The following is a 14,137-nucleotide window of genomic DNA, read 5'->3' as shown; positions in this document are numbered from 1 at the left end:
ACCACTGACACCAGGGGCGGGCCATGCTGAGCGCCCCGCGCCGCCGCGAACGGCTGCTGGCACTGATCGTGCTCGCCGCGCTGCTGTTCACGCCACCGCTGGTGCTGGTGCCGGACCGCGCCGCGGCGATCTCCTGGCTGCCGCTCTACCTGTTCGCCGCCTGGGGCATGGTGATCGGCCTGGCCGCCTGGCTGATGGAGCACCCGGCGGCCCCCACGCATCGACCGCCACCCGAGGAGTAGGCCATGCGCAGCGATCTCGTGGTGCTTGGCGTCGCCTTCGGCTACCTGGCACTGCTGTTCCTGATCGCCGCCTGGGGCGACCGCCGCGCCGAGCAGGGCCGCTCGCTGATCGGCTCGCCCAACGTCTATGCGCTCTCCATCGCCGTCTACTGCACCGCCTGGACCTTCTATGGCAGCGTGGGGCGGGCCGCCCAGTTCGGCCCCAGCTTCCTGCTGATCTACCTGGGCCCGACCCTGGCGATGCTGATGGCCCCCTTCCTGATCCGCAAGATGGTGCGCATCGCCGGCGCCCAGCGGATCACCTCCATCGCCGACTTCATCAGCGCCCGCTACGGCAAGAGCTCGAGCCTGGGCGCGCTGGTGGCGCTGATCGCGCTGATCGGCATCACGCCCTATATCGCCCTGCAGCTCAAGGCGATCACCGTCAGCCACGCGGTGCTGGTCAACTATCCCCAGGCCGCCGACCTGCGCCTGGCCGACGAGCCCTTCTGGCTCGACAAGTCGTTCTGGGTGGCCTTGGTACTGGCGGTGTTCATCATCCTCTTCGGTACCCGCCATCTGGACGCCAGCGAGCGCCACGAGGGCATGGTGGCGGCCATCGCCTTCGAGTCGCTGGTCAAGCTGGTGGCCTTCCTCTCGGTGGGGGTATTTACCGTCTTCGTGCTCTTCCAGGGTCCCGGCGACCTCTTCGCCCGGGTCGCCGCCACGCCCGAGCTGGCCGAGCGACTGGGGCTGGATGCCGTGCCCGGCGGCGCCACCGGCTGGGTGGGCATGCTGGTGCTGGCCTTCCTCGCCTTCCTCACCCTGCCCCGCCAGTTCCAGGTGCTGGTGGTCGAGAACGTCGACGAGCGCCACCTGGCCCGCGCCAGCTGGCTCTTCCCGCTCTACCTGCTGGCCATCAACCTGTTCGTGATCCCCATCGCCATGGCCGGGCTGCTGCTGATGGGCGATGCCGACCCCGACAGCTTCGTGCTCACCCTGCCGCTCTCGGCGGACCTCCAGGGCCTGCCGCTGCTGGTCTTCATCGGCGGCCTCTCGGCGGCCACCAGCATGGTGATCGTCGAGACCATTGCCCTCTCCACCATGGTCAGCAACCAGCTGATCATGCCCCTGCTGCTGCGCACCCGGCGCCTGCACCGCAGCGCCAGCGGCGAGCTGGCCGGCTGGCTGCTGGGCATCCGCCGCGTGGCCATCGTGCTGATCCTGCTGATGGGCTACCTCTACCACGCCCTGGTCGGCGACGCCTACAGCCTGGTAACCATCGGCCTGGTCTCCTTCGCCGCCGCCTGCCAGTTCGCTCCGGCCATGCTGGTCGGCATGTACTGGCGCGGTGCCCATCGTCGCGGCGCCGCCCTGGGGCTGATCGCCGGCACCCTAGTATGGGCCTGGACGCTGCTGATACCCGGTTTCGCCCAGTCCGGCTGGCTGGACGCCGGCTTCCTCGAGCAGGGCCCCTTCGGCATCGCCTGGCTGCGCCCCTACGCGCTGTTCGGCCTGGAGGGCTGGGACATCTACACCCACTCGCTGCTGTGGAGCCTGACCGCCAACCTCGGCCTGCTGGTCGGTGTCTCGCTGTTCAGTCGGCAGTCGCCGCTGGAGCAGACCCAGGCGGCACTGTTCGCCGAGGCGATGCACCCCCACCTGCTGCAGACCTCGCTATGGCATGGCCAGACCACCCGCGGCGAGCTGCGCGCGCTGCTCGACCGTTATCTGGGCACGGGCGCTACCGCCCGGGTCTTCGCCGACGCCACGTCGCGCGAGGAAGAGGACGCCGCCGCGCCCGCGAGCCCGAACCAGATCGCCCGTGCCGAGCAGGCACTCTCCGGGGCGCTGGGCAACGCCTCGGCGCGGGTGCTGATCAACTCGGTGGTGCGCGGCGAGGCGCTGGACCTGGAGTCGATCCTCAGCATCCTCGACACCACTTCCGAGACCCTGGAGATCAACCGCCGCCTGGAGCAGAAGTCCAGCGAACTGGCCCAGGCCAGCGAGGAGCTGCGCGCCGCCAACGAACGCCTGCGCGAGCTCGACCGGCTCAAGGACGAGTTCGTGGCCATGGTCAGCCATGAGCTGCGCACCCCGCTCACCTCGATCCGCGCCTTCGCCGAGATCCTGCGCGACAGCGGCGAGCTGCCCGAGGAGAAGCGCCTCCACTTCCTCGACGTGGTGGTCAAGGAGAGCCAGCGCCTGTCGCGGCTGATCGAGGAGATCCTCGACCTGGCGCGCCTGGAGAGCGGGCGCCTTACCCTGAATCCCCAGCGACTGGATCTGGTGGCGCTGGCCCGCCACAGCGTGGATGCGGTGCACCATATGCAGGAAGATCGTGGCGTGGCGCTGGAGGTGGCGATCGAGCTCGAGGAGGCGCCGGTGATCGGCGACCCGGACCGCCTCGAGCAGGTGATCATCAACCTGCTCGACAACGCCGGCAAGTTCGCCGACGAGGCAAGGCCCCGGGTGCGCCTGAGCCTGGCACGCCACAAGACCCACTACCGCCTGGCGGTGGAGGACAACGGCCCCGGCATCGATGCGCAGGAACGCGAGCGGGTATTCGAGAAGTTCCACCAGATCCAGCGCCCCGAGGAGGCGCCGGACAAGCGACGCGGCCGGCCCCGGGGCAGCGGCCTCGGCCTACCCATCAGCCGCGGCATCGTCGCCCACCTGGGCGGGCGGCTATGGGTAGAGGAGGCCCCCCACCTGGGCGGTGCCTGCCTGATCATGGAGCTCCCGGAGGCGCCCCCGGCTACGGGCGGCGAGCCCGCTTCTGCAGTGACCTGATCTGCTGCAGGTCGTGGCGCAGCAGCAGGTGCTGGTCCTCGCCCAGGTGCGCGACATCCACCCAGCCGTCCGCGGCGCGTCCGGCGGCCAGGTTGCGGCGCTGCTCGCTCAAAAGCAGCCCCTGCAGACGACCGTGGGCGGCGGTGAGTGCCCGGCAGGTCGCGGTGTCGATGGCCTGTCGAGCAACCAGGGCGACGAGACGCCGCCGGGTATCGGTCTCGCGCACGCCGTGGCGCAGTGCCAGCAGGCGCACCGCGGCAACCAGCGGCAGCAGCGCCTGGTGCTTGAGGTTGAGGGCCCGCTCGTGGGGCGCCCCCTCCAGCGAACCGGCCAGCCTGCCGAAGCGATCCAGGGCTACCGGCTGCTCGTCGAGCAGCGCGGCCATCTCGTCGAGGAAGAGCCCCGCGGCGGGCAGACGCTCGGCTACCCAGTCACGCAGTCCCTCGGCGAGGCCCTCGTCACCGTGCACCGGGGTGAAGTCGAGCAGGATATTGGCCTGCTGCACCCGCTTCACACGCCGCTCGGCGCTCCATATCTCGAGCTGGCGCTGCCACTCCGAGAGGCGCTTGCGCCACATCGGCCAGCGCGCCATGACATGGCCCTGGCACAACGGGATGCCCGCCGCATCGAGCCGCGCGGTAAAGCGCTCGCCCAGTGACTGGAAGTAGCCGTCGATCTCGACGTGCCGGGCATCCGGATAGTCGTCGATGATCATGGCATTGTCCTGGTCCGGGGCCAGCAGGCTCTCGTGGCGCCCACCGGAGCCCAGCACCAGCACGCAGTAGCCTACCGGCGGTGCCCCCCACCCCTGGCCACGCATCTCGATCTCGGCGAGGCGGATGGCACGCCGATAGAGCCAGGCGTTGTGGTCGCTGATCAGCTGGGCGATGCGCCAGCCAGGCAGGTCGAGACGCACCAGGGCCTCCACCAGGGTGGACTGCCAGGCGTGGGCATCGGCGAGGTCGGGATGGGGGCCCAGGCTTGCCAGGGCCTCGCGCAGCGGCGCGAGCAGGTCAGGCAGGGTGGCGGGATCCGGCGGGGAATCCCCGGCGAACAGCTCCCGCCACGGTGAGGCACGATGCAGGAAGCGCACGGCTCTCGACGGACTCTATCGGGCGAACATGTCGTCGCCCATCTCGTCGATGAAGCGTTGCGCCTTGCTGATCATCAGCTCGTCGCAGGCCTCGCGGCCGGGCACCATGTCCGAGCGCTCGAAGCGATGCTCGAGCACCTCGTCCTCCTCCTCCTCGCCGTCGCCGGTCAGCGGCCGGCGGATCCAGCCGCTGACACGATACTGGCCGCCCTGCTTGGCCGGCTCGGAGATGATCAGGTAGCCGTTGTACTCCACCGGCTCGGCAGGCGGCGCGTTGCCTGGTGTGGCATCGTCATCGCCGGCACCGAACAGTCCGGAGAGAAGCTTCTTGAACATGGTGAGGCTCCTTGTGCCGGCGGGGCACCCTGAGAGTGCCCCGCAGCGGCATCAATCCTGCTGGCGGCCCTTGCCGGCGGCGATGCGCAGGCGCAGGGCATTGAGCTTGATGAAGCCCTCGGCATCCTTCTGGTCGTAGGCGCCGGCATCATCCTCGAAGGTCGCGATGGACTCGTCGAAGAGTGACTGCTTGGACTGGCGGCCGGCGACGATGACGTTGCCCTTGTAGAGCTTGAGACGCACCACGCCGGAGACGTTCTTCTGGGTCTCGTCGATGGCGGCCTGCAGCATGCGACGCTCCGGGCTCCACCAGTAGCCGTTGTAGATCACCTCGGCATACTTGGGCATCAGCTGGTCCTTGAGGTGGGCCTCCTCGCGGTCCAGGGTCAGCGACTCGATGGCGCGGTGGGCCCTGAGCATGATGGTGCCCCCCGGGGTCTCGTAGCAGCCGCGGGACTTCATGCCCACATAGCGGTTCTCGACGATGTCGAGGCGCCCGATGCCATTGTCACCGCCCAGCTTGTTGAGCTTCTCCAGCACCTCATGGGGCTTCATCGGCACGCCGTCGAGGGCCACGATGTCGCCCTTCTCATAGGTGAGCTCGACATAGGTGGGCGCGTCCGGTGCCGCCTCGGGCGAGACGCTCCAGCGCCACATGTCCTCCTCGGCCTCGGCCCAGGGATCCTCGAGGATGCCGCCCTCGTAGGAGATATGCAGCAGGTTGGCGTCCATGGAGTAGGGAGACTTCTTCTTCTGACTGGTGAAGTCCACCGGGATATCGTGCTGCTGGCAGTAGGCCATCAGCTTCTCGCGGGAGGTCAGGTCCCACTCGCGCCACGGGGCGATGACCTTGACGCCCGGCTTCAGCGCGTAGGCGCCCAGCTCGAAGCGCACCTGGTCGTTGCCCTTGCCGGTGGCGCCGTGGGAGATGGCGTCGGCGCCGGTCTGGTTGGCGATCTCGATCAGGCGGCGGGCGATCAGCGGACGCGCGATGGAGGTGCCGAGCAGGTACTCGCCCTCGTAGATGGTGTTGGCACGGAACATCGGGTAGACGTAGTCGCGCACGAACTCCTCGCGCAGGTCCTCGATGTAGATCTCCTTGACGCCCAGCGCCTGTGCCTTGGCACGCGCCGGCTCCACCTCCTCGCCCTGGCCGATGTCGGCGGTGAAGGTCACCACCTCGCAGTTGTAGGTTTCCTGCAACCACTTGACGATTACGGAGGTGTCCAGGCCGCCGGAATAGGCCAGCACAACCTTCTTGACATCGGACATTCGGGGAGCTCCTTTCTGATGAACGCTAGAGGCCGTCAGTATAGCGCGCCAGCCGGGCCTCGAATACCGCCCCGCGGGACGTCTCCGGAGCGAGCTGCTAGACTGCGCGAATTCTGACCGGGCCATGGCCGACCTGCCCGTGACACGAAGGCCAAACACGAAGGAGAGGTGCATGAGCGAGGCGATCGCCCGCGACCTGATGGCACAGCGATTCCGCAGCTACCTGCCGGTGGTGGTGGACCTGGAAACCGGCGGCTTCAACCCGGAGCGCAACGCGATCCTCGAGATCGCCGCGGTCACCCTGACCATGGACGCCGAGGGCAACCTGATTCCCGAGTCCACCTACGCCTTCCACGTGGAGCCGTTTGCGGGCGCCAGTGTCGAGCAGTCGGCGCTGGACTTCACCGGCATCAATCTCGACGACCCCCTGCGCCGCCAGGTGGCGGTCTCCGAGGCCGAGGCGCTGGGCGAGATCTTTCGCCCGGTGCGCAAGTCGATCAAGGCCCACGGCTGCACCCGTGCCATCCTGGTCGGCCACAACTCGGCCTTCGACCACGGCTTCCTCAACGCCGCGGTGAACCGCTGCGGCATCAAGCGCAACCCCTTCCACCCCTTCTCCAGCTTCGATACCGCCTCCCTGGCCGGCCTGATGTATGGCCAGACCGTGCTGGCCCGCGCCTGCCGCGCCGCCGGCATCGAGTTCAGCAACAGTGAAGCCCACTCGGCGCGCTACGACACCGAGCGAACCGCCGAGCTGTTCTGCGCCATGGTCAATCGCTACAAGGAGATCGGCGGCTGGGCCCAGGCCCAGCGCGAACAGGGAATGGAGGAGCAGCCGTAGGCTGGAAGCCGTAAGCCGTAAGCCGTAAGCCGGCCTCAGTTTGCCTTCGTTCCAGTGCTATACAAAACGAAGCAGGCCCGCCAGATATCTGGCGGGCCTGCTTATTAAAGCTTATGGCTTAAAGCTGAAAGCTCCGGGCAAAGCCTGGTCAGGCGTCATCCTTGTGCTTGGCGGCGGTCTCCTTGATCAGCGTCTCGAGCTCGCCGTTCTGGTGCATCTCCAGCACGATGTCGCAGCCACCGACCAGCTCGCCCTCGACCCACAGCTGCGGGAAGGTGGGCCAGTTGGCGTACTTGGGCAGCTCGGCACGGATATCCGGGTTGTCCAGGATGTTGACGAAGGCGAAACGCTCGCCGCAGGACATCAGCGCCTGCACGGTCTGGGCGGAGAAGCCGCACTGGGGCAGCTGCGGGGTGCCCTTCATGTAGATCAGGATCGGATTCTCGCCGATCTGGCGCTGGATGTTCTCGAGGGTGGTGCTCATGGCGTCTCCCTATGAATGTAATGGACAACAGAGGTCACGAATGCCGGCTCGGGCAATACCCGACTCCGACAGTAGGTCTTGATGGAGGCCATTCTACTGATCCATGGCGCGTTGCGCATCCCCCGGCGGCTGGCTAGGATGTGCGTTTTTACGAGGAGCACCCCATGGCCACTCGGCACTTCCTGACCCTGATGGATGCCAGCCCCGAAGAGCTGAGCAACCTGATCCAGCGCGCCATCACCATCAAGAACGCGCTCAAGGTGGAGGGCCCCACCTATACCCCCTTCCCGAACCACACCATGGCGATGATCTTCGAGAAGTCCTCGACTCGCACCCGGGTCTCCTTCGAGACCGCCATGGCGCACTTCGGGGGCCATGCGCTGTTCCTCTCGCCCCGCGATACCCAGCTCGGCCGTGGCGAGCCCATCGGCGACACCGCCCGGGTGCTCTCGGAGATGGTTGACATCGTCATGATCCGCACCTTCTCCCATGCCGGGCTCGAGGCCTACGCATCCGCCAGCAGCGTGCCGGTGATCAACGCCCTGACCGACGACTACCACCCCTGCCAGCTGCTCGCCGACGTGATGACCTGGACCGAGCTGCGCGGCAGCGTGCGGGGCAAGACTGCGGTGTGGATCGGCGATGGCAACAACATGTGCCACTCCTGGATCAATGCCGCCCGCCAGTTCGACTTCCGGCTGCGCATCTGCTGCCCCGAGGGCTATGAGCCGCGCCAGGATATCCTCGCGGCCGCGGGCGACCGTGTCACCATCCTGCGCGATCCCGCCGAGGCCGTCTCCGGTGCGGACCTGGTGACCACCGACGTCTGGGCCTCCATGGGCCAGGAGGAGGAGCAGGCCAAGCGGGAAGCGGCCTTCGCCGGTTTCCAGGTGACCGAGGCGCTGCTGGATCGAGCGCAGGACGACGCGCTCTTCCTGCACTGCCTGCCTGCGCACCGCGGCGAGGAGATCAGCGAAACCCTGCTCGACGACCCGCGCGCCGTGGTCTGGCAGGAGGCCGGCAACCGCCTGCACGCCCAGAAGGCGCTGATCGAGTTCCTGCTGCTGGGCCAGGTTGACGACTGACGCCGGCACTCATTAGACCTTGGTCTTGTGCGACCAAGGTTGTATAATGCGCCGCAGCACATTCCACCAAGGAAGACGCGGCGCATGACTACCCCTTCGATCGACACCTTCGGCATGCAGCGCAGCCTGCGCCAGTGCCTCTCCAACATGGCCGCCCTGCTCTACCGTCAGGGCCACGTCCTCGAGACCGTCACCGTGCCCCATCGTGGCCTCGACCCCGATGCCCTGGAGACGCTGGAGAGCGACTGCCGCGAGTGGTCGGCCTGCCAGCGCATCCTCGAGAGCAGCGAGGCCGCCACCTGGAATGAGCAGCGGCGCTTCGTGCTCACCGGCATGGGCCGCGAGCTGCTGTTCGACATGTTCGGCGAGGGTGCTGCCGACTGCGCCTGATCGGCCCACCGCCGACCCTATCCTGAGGCCCGCCGACGCTCGATTGCGTCGGCGGGCCTCTTTGGTTATGTTGACAGCACTTGTCGGGGAGCCCTGGTAGCCGCGCAGCGGTTTGCTCGAGGGCTGAGATCGGTACGGCCGAACCCGTTGAACCTGATCAGGTTGATGCCTGCGGAGGGAACAAGATCGTGCATCGCTGCACGCCCCTGTCCCGCATCCGGCCTGCTCGTCACCGCCAACCGCCGGATACCAGCCCCATGAACACGCCTTCCCAACGCCGCATTGCCGTGGCCGGCGCCGGTCTGCTCGGCCGCCTTCTCGCCTGGCGGCTGCTGCGCGACGGCCACGCCGTCACCCTGTATGACGCCGGCGCACTCGACACCCCTCCGGCGGCGGCCTGGGCCGCCGCCGGCATGGTCGCCCCCCTGGCCGAGACCGTGGTCAGCGAGCGCTGCGTCTACGACATGGGCCGCGTGGCCCTGACCCGCTGGCCCGAGTGGCTCGCCGAACTCGAGGCGACGGAACTGTGGCACCGGCGCGGCAGCCTGGTGGTGGCCCACCCCCAGGACGAGAACGAACTGACCCAGTTCCGGCGTGACCTGGACGACGCCCTTGGCGCCCCCCCGGGCTACCGTGAGCTGGATGCCGCCGGCGTCCGTGCGCTGGAGCCCGGCCTGACGGGCTTTCGCCACGGCCTGTTCCTCGCCGACGAGGCCCATCTGGACAACCGCGAGCTGCTCAACCGGCTGCTCGAGGCGATTCATGCCCTGGGCGGCGACTGTCACGGCCACACCCCGGTGGAGACCCATCCCGGTGAAGTGACCACGCCCGTCGGCCGACGCGCCTTCGACCTGGTCATCGACTGCCGTGGCCACGGCGCCAGGCCGCGCCACCCCACCCTGCGCGGTGTGCGCGGCGAGACCTTGCATGTGCATACCGACGAGGTGCACCTCTCCCGGCCGGTTCGCCTGATGCACCCACGCTACCAGCTCTACGTGGTCCCGAAGCCCGGCGGGCGCTTCGTGATCGGCGCCACCTCCATCGAGAGCGAGGATCGCTCGCCGATCTCGCTGCAGTCGTCGCTGGAGCTCGCAAGCGCCCTCTACACCCTGTCACCGGCCTTCGCCGAGGCGCGCATCCTCGAGCAGGGCGTCAACCTGCGGCCGGCGTTTCGCGACAACCTGCCCCACGTCTCCCGAGAGGACGGCCTGATCGGCGCCAACGGCCTGTTCCGCCATGGCTACCTGCTGGCCCCAGCGGTGGTCGACCATGTGCTGGCCGAGATCCGCGACAAGGGCGAGCGCCCCTTCGCCGCGGTGCTGTCCGAGGCCGCGCCCCAGGAGTCGCTGGCTTGACCCGGCGTCGAAACCGTTGAAGAGGAGTGCCCCATGAACGAGATCACCCTGAGCCTCAATGGCGATGCCACCCGGCTGCCCGAGGGTACCGCCCTGGACCAGGCCCTGGAGCGCTGGGGGTACGGCGAGCGACGCGTCGCCGTGGCCATCAACGACGCCTTCGCCCCCCGCTCCACCTGGCCCGAGCGCACCCTCGACGACGGCGACCGCATCGATATCGTGGCCCCGGTAGGAGGTGGCTGATGAACACTCGCAACGACGCCCTGGTGCTCTATGGCGAGGCCTTCACCAGCCGTTTCCTGCTGGGCACCGCCCTCTACCCTTCACCCAGGGTGATGCAGGAGGCGATCGCCGCCGCCGGCTGCGACATGCTCACCCTGGGGCTGCGCCGCCAGAACCCCGCCGGCGGCGACGGCGACGCCTTCTGGCAGATCCTGCGCGAGAGCGGCTGCCGGCTGCTGCCCAATACCGCCGGCTGTCGCTCCGCCCGGGAGGCGATCACCCTGGCCGAGATGTCCCGGGAGCTGTTCGACACCCCCTGGATCAAGCTCGAGGTGATCGGCGACGACTACAACCTGCAGCCCGACCCCTTCGGCCTGCTGGAGGCCGCCCGGGAACTGATCGACCAGGGCTTCAAGGTGTTGCCCTACTGCACCGACGACCTGGTGCTCTGCCAGCGACTGCACGAGGCCGGCTGCCAGGCGCTGATGCCCTGGGGCGCGCCCATCGGCACCGGACGCGGACTGATGAACCGTTACGCCCTGCGCACCCTGCGCGAACGCCTCGACGTGCCACTGATCATCGATGCCGGCCTCGGCGCCCCCTCCCAGGCCGCCGAGGCCATGGAGATGGGCTTCGACGGCGTGCTGCTCAACACCGCCGTGGCCAGGGCACGCCGGCCGGCACAGATGGCGGGCGCCTTCGCCCGAGCCATCGAGGCGGGGCGCGAGGCCCACCGGGCCGGACTGATGGAGCAGCGCCAGACGGCAAGCCCCAGCACCCCGACCCTGGGCCAGCCCTTCTGGCACAGTAAGCCCTGAGACCCGGCTACTCGTGGCGCAGCGCCTCGATGGGGTTGAGGCGCGCCGCCTTGCGGGCCGGGAAGTAGCCGAAGGCCACCCCGATGGCCACCGAGAACGAGAAGCCCAGCGCCATCACCGCAGGCGAGAGCACGAAGGGCATCCCCAGCTTCTCGGTCACCAGCCAGGTGCCGCCCACGCCCAGCACCAGCCCGACCAGGCCGCCCAGGGTGGCCAGCAGCACCGACTCCACCAGGAACTGGGTCTGCACATCGCCGCTGCGCGCACCGATGGCCAGGCGGATGCCGATCTCCCGGGTCCGCTCGGTCACTGACACCAGCATGATGTTCATGATGCCGATGCCGCCCACCAGCAGGCTCACCGCGGCGATGGCGCCGAGCAGGATGGTCAGGGTGGCGGTGGTCTGCTCCAGGGCGTCGGCGATGTCCTGGGTATCCCGCACATAGAAGTCGTCCGGCTCCCCCTCGGCCAGGCGGCGACGCTGACGCAGCAGCGCCTCGATCTCCCCCTGCACCCGCTGGGTGGTGCCGTCGACCAGCGCCGAGACGTAGACAACGCTGACATCCAGTTCACCGACCAGGCGGCGCTGCACCGCCTTGATCGGCATCAGCACCGCCTTGTCGCGATCCTGCCCCATGGACTGCCCCTTGGCCTCCAGCACGCCCACCACCTGGCAGGCGGTGCGCCCCACCCGCAGGGTGCTGCCCAGGGGCTCCTGCAGGCCGTACATCTCGTCCACCACGGTCTGGCCGATCACGCACACCGCCGCCCCGGCGCGCTGCTCCGCCTCCTCGAAGCCGCGCCCCTGGGCCACCGCGTGGTTGCGCACCGTGAAGTACTCGTTGCTGGTGCCCTCCACGCTCAGCGTCTCGTTGGCATTGCCCAGCACCACACTGGTTGAGCGCGAGAGCCCGGGCGCCACCAGGATGCCCTCGATCTCGCGGCGCAGCGCCTCCACATCATCCATGGCGAAGGGCTCGGCACTGGTTCGCACCCCGCCGGGGCCGCGCTGGGCGGTACCGGGCATCACGAATAGCAGGTTGGAGCCGATGCTGGCGATCTGTTCGGTGACGCTGCGCGTGGCCGACTGGCCCAGATGGACCATGGCCACCACGCTGGCCACGCCGATAATGATGCCCAGGGTAGTCAGGAAGGAGCGCAGCTTGTTGCGCACGATGGCCTGCACGGCCATGCCCAGGGTATCTGCAAGCCTCATGTCAGCACCTCCGCCGGGGTGCCGTCGCGGGTCAGGCGACCATCCACGAAGTAGAGCACCCGGTCGGCATGGGCGGCGATATCCGGCTCATGGGTGACCATCACGATGGTGATGTCACGGTCGGCACGCAGTGCGGCGAGCAGGCCCATGATCTCCTCGGCACGCGCGGTATCCAGGTTGCCGGTAGGCTCATCGGCGAGCAGCAGTGGCGGCTCGGTGACCAGGGCCCTGGCGATGGCCACCCGCTGCTGCTGGCCGCCGGAGAGTTGGCTCGAGGTCGCCATGGCACGCTGCGCCAGGCCTACCGATGTCAGCGTCGCCATGGCGCGGCGGCGCCGGCGCTCACGCCCCTCGCCGGCATAGACCAGTGGCAGCGCCACGTTGTCCAGCGCCGTGATGCGTGGCAGCAGGTTGAAGCTCTGGAACACGAAGCCCATGTAGTGGCGGCGCAGCAACGCCAGGGCATCCCGGGAGAGTCCCGCCACCGGCACGCCGCAGAAGCGGTATTCCCCGGCACTGGGCACGTCGAGGCAGCCCAGCAGGTTCATGCAGGTGGACTTGCCGGAGCCGCTCGGCCCCATGACCGCCACGAACTCCCCGGCACGAATGGTCAGATCCACCCCGGCCAGGGCGTGCACTGCCGTTCCACCACTGCCGTAGACCTTGCGGATGCCGCGCATCTCGAGGATCGGCAGCCCCCTGGCCGGTGCCAGTCCGGCCTCAGCGGGCATCGGCCTGCACCCCCACCAGCACCTCGTCACCCTCGGCCAGGTCACCGCCCAGCAGTTCGGTGTGCTGCCCGTCGGTGTAGCCGGTACGCACCGGCACCCGCAGCGGCGAGCCATCGCGCAGCACCCAGACGGCATTGCCGGCGGCTGCCTGGCCGCCGCCGCGCATGCCCGGCGGCCCCATCATCAGGCTTCCGCCGGCATCCTGTGCCGCCGGCGGAGAGAAGCGCAGCGCCTGGTTGGGCAGCAGCAGTACGTCGTGACGCTCGCCGGTGGTGATGGTGGCGGTGGCGGTCATGCCCGGTCGCAGCAGCTCCTCGGTGTTGTCCACGCCGAGCACTGCGGTATAGGTCACCACGTTGTTCTCGATGGTGGGATAGAGGTAGACCGACAGCACCTCGGCCTCGAATTCGCGGTTGGGCCAGGCATCCACCCCGAACCGTGCGGGCTGCCCCGCGGCCACCAGGCCCACATCGGCCTCGTCCACCGCCACATGCAGTTCCATCACCTGGAGGTCCTCGGCGAGCAGGAACAGCTCCGGCGCCTGGAAATTGGCCGCCACGGTATTGCCCGGTTCCACCTGGCGCTTCAGCACCACCCCGTCGATAGGTGAGGTGATCACGCTCTTGCCCAGGCGGGTTCGCGCCTGGCTGACCGCCGCCTCTGCCTCCAGCACCGCCGCACGACTCGTCACCACCCGAGCATCGGCGCGCTTGCGGGTGGCTCGAGCGGTATCCAGCGCCTCACGCGAGACGCTCTGCCGGGCCACCAGGGAGGCCAGGCGACGCTCGGCCAGCACCGCCTCCTCCTGGGTGGCCAGGGCCTCGTCCACCGCCGCAACGGCCGAGGCGTGGCGGGCCTCGGCCTGGGTCAGCGCGACCTCCAGCTCCTCGGTGTCGAAGCGCGCCAGCACCTGGCCTTGTGCCACGGCATCGTTCTCGGCGACGTTCACCTCGGTGATCAACCCGGAGATCTCGGCGCCAACCGTCACCTCGCTCTTCGCCGCCAGGTTGCCGGTGGCCGTCGCGGTCAGCCGCATGTCGCCACGCTCAAGCGCCACCTGCTGCCAGCGGGTTGTCTCCTCCTCGGGCCACCACCACCACGCCGCCACCGCCACCAGCAGCAACAGCAGGCCCCAGAACATGACTGCCAGGCGACGTCGCCCTCTGCCCTGCTCCAGGGTCCGCGACACTTGATCGGCCAGTTCGTCCAGCGCCCGCGCCTCGTCAGCCATCTCGCCCGCTTCCATACACTCGTGAATGTGCCAACAGAGTACGCAAGCG

Annotated in this window: 15 protein-coding genes and 1 riboswitch; of the genes, 8 read left to right on the top strand and 7 right to left on the bottom strand. The window is 68.7% G+C overall.

The genetic code is table 11. The features are described from left to right. Positions 1-23: 23 nt before the first annotated feature. The gene (locus GRB96_RS15300) at positions 24-242 is read left to right on the top strand and encodes a hypothetical protein (RefSeq protein WP_161432923.1); all 219 of its coding nucleotides are present in this window, start codon (positions 24-26) and stop codon (positions 240-242) included. A 3-nt stretch (positions 243-245) separates the two neighbouring features. Next, positions 246-3,014 (top strand): sensor histidine kinase, encoded by a 2,769-nt coding sequence (locus tag GRB96_RS15295; protein ID WP_161432922.1) that lies wholly within the window; start codon positions 246-248, stop codon positions 3,012-3,014. Here the strand turns inward: GRB96_RS15295 and GRB96_RS15290 are convergent. Genes GRB96_RS15290 through GRB96_RS15280 form a run of 3 tightly spaced genes read right to left on the bottom strand, consistent with a single transcriptional unit; the run spans position 2,980 to position 5,715 of the window. Further along, positions 2,980-4,107 carry a DUF294 nucleotidyltransferase-like domain-containing protein gene (locus GRB96_RS15290; RefSeq protein ID WP_161432921.1) on the bottom strand — a complete coding sequence of 376 codons (1,128 nt, stop codon included), beginning with the start codon at positions 4,105-4,107 and terminating at the stop codon, positions 2,980-2,982. The genes GRB96_RS15295 and GRB96_RS15290 overlap by 35 nt on opposite strands. Positions 4,108-4,122: 15 nt before the next feature. Then, positions 4,123-4,443: an HlyU family transcriptional regulator gene (locus GRB96_RS15285; RefSeq protein WP_161432920.1), complete on the bottom strand. Its 321-nt coding sequence runs from the start codon at positions 4,441-4,443 to the stop codon at positions 4,123-4,125. A gap of 51 nt (positions 4,444-4,494) precedes the next feature. Continuing rightward, complete coding sequence (locus GRB96_RS15280) at positions 4,495-5,715, bottom strand: argininosuccinate synthase (RefSeq protein ID WP_161432919.1); 1,221 nt, start codon at positions 5,713-5,715, stop codon at positions 4,495-4,497. Between the two features lie 172 nt (positions 5,716-5,887). Between GRB96_RS15280 and rnt the strand changes: the two genes are divergently transcribed. Continuing rightward, the gene (gene rnt / locus GRB96_RS15275) at positions 5,888-6,556 is read left to right on the top strand and encodes a ribonuclease T (protein WP_161432918.1); all 669 of its coding nucleotides are present in this window, start codon (positions 5,888-5,890) and stop codon (positions 6,554-6,556) included. A 148-nt stretch (positions 6,557-6,704) separates the two neighbouring features. On the opposite strand, the gene GRB96_RS15270 is transcribed toward rnt, so the two are convergent. Next, positions 6,705-7,040 carry a Grx4 family monothiol glutaredoxin gene (locus GRB96_RS15270; protein WP_161432917.1) on the bottom strand — a complete coding sequence of 112 codons (336 nt, stop codon included), beginning with the start codon at positions 7,038-7,040 and terminating at the stop codon, positions 6,705-6,707. Positions 7,041-7,204: 164 nt separating this feature from the next. Between GRB96_RS15270 and argF the strand changes: the two genes are divergently transcribed. The 5 genes from argF to GRB96_RS15245 all read left to right on the top strand — a co-directional run bounded on the left by argF (position 7,205) and on the right by GRB96_RS15245 (position 10,910). Further along, on the top strand, positions 7,205-8,125 hold the full coding sequence (gene argF / locus GRB96_RS15265) for an ornithine carbamoyltransferase (RefSeq protein WP_161432916.1): 921 nt from the start codon (positions 7,205-7,207) through the stop codon (positions 8,123-8,125). Between the two features lie 84 nt (positions 8,126-8,209). Next, positions 8,210-8,515: a hypothetical protein gene (locus tag GRB96_RS15260; RefSeq protein WP_161432915.1), complete on the top strand. Its 306-nt coding sequence runs from the start codon at positions 8,210-8,212 to the stop codon at positions 8,513-8,515. Positions 8,516-8,589: 74 nt separating this feature from the next. Next, positions 8,590-8,712: riboswitch (TPP riboswitch) on the top strand. Positions 8,713-8,772: 60 nt separating this feature from the next. After that, complete coding sequence (thiO, locus tag GRB96_RS15255) at positions 8,773-9,870, top strand: glycine oxidase ThiO (protein WP_161432914.1); 1,098 nt, start codon at positions 8,773-8,775, stop codon at positions 9,868-9,870. Between the two features lie 33 nt (positions 9,871-9,903). Further along, positions 9,904-10,113, top strand: a complete 210-nt coding sequence (thiS, locus tag GRB96_RS15250; RefSeq protein WP_161432913.1) for a sulfur carrier protein ThiS — start codon at positions 9,904-9,906, stop codon at positions 10,111-10,113. Further along, positions 10,113-10,910: a thiazole synthase gene (locus GRB96_RS15245; RefSeq protein ID WP_161432912.1), complete on the top strand. Its 798-nt coding sequence runs from the start codon at positions 10,113-10,115 to the stop codon at positions 10,908-10,910. Before thiS ends, GRB96_RS15245 begins: the two co-directional genes overlap by 1 nt. A gap of 7 nt (positions 10,911-10,917) precedes the next feature. Here GRB96_RS15245 and GRB96_RS15240 read toward each other — a convergent pair whose 3' ends face one another. Genes GRB96_RS15240 through GRB96_RS15230 form a run of 3 tightly spaced genes read right to left on the bottom strand, consistent with a single transcriptional unit; the run spans position 10,918 to position 14,088 of the window. Beyond that, positions 10,918-12,126, bottom strand: coding sequence for an ABC transporter permease (locus GRB96_RS15240; RefSeq protein WP_161432911.1), 1,209 nt, complete (start codon positions 12,124-12,126; stop codon positions 10,918-10,920). After that, on the bottom strand, positions 12,123-12,857 hold the full coding sequence (locus tag GRB96_RS15235) for an ABC transporter ATP-binding protein (protein ID WP_161432910.1): 735 nt from the start codon (positions 12,855-12,857) through the stop codon (positions 12,123-12,125). Before GRB96_RS15235 ends, GRB96_RS15240 begins: the two co-directional genes overlap by 4 nt. After that, positions 12,847-14,088 (bottom strand): efflux RND transporter periplasmic adaptor subunit, encoded by a 1,242-nt coding sequence (locus GRB96_RS15230; RefSeq protein ID WP_161432909.1) that lies wholly within the window; start codon positions 14,086-14,088, stop codon positions 12,847-12,849. The genes GRB96_RS15235 and GRB96_RS15230 overlap by 11 nt, the downstream gene beginning before the upstream one ends. Between the last annotated feature and the right edge of the window lie 49 nt (positions 14,089-14,137).

It is taken from the genome of Halomonas alimentaria, assembly GCF_009902005.1.
Classification (GTDB): Bacteria; Pseudomonadota; Gammaproteobacteria; order Pseudomonadales; family Halomonadaceae; genus Halomonas; species Halomonas alimentaria.
Note: the sequence above shows the minus strand (reverse complement) of the source record. Positions and strands in the feature narration are given on the sequence as shown.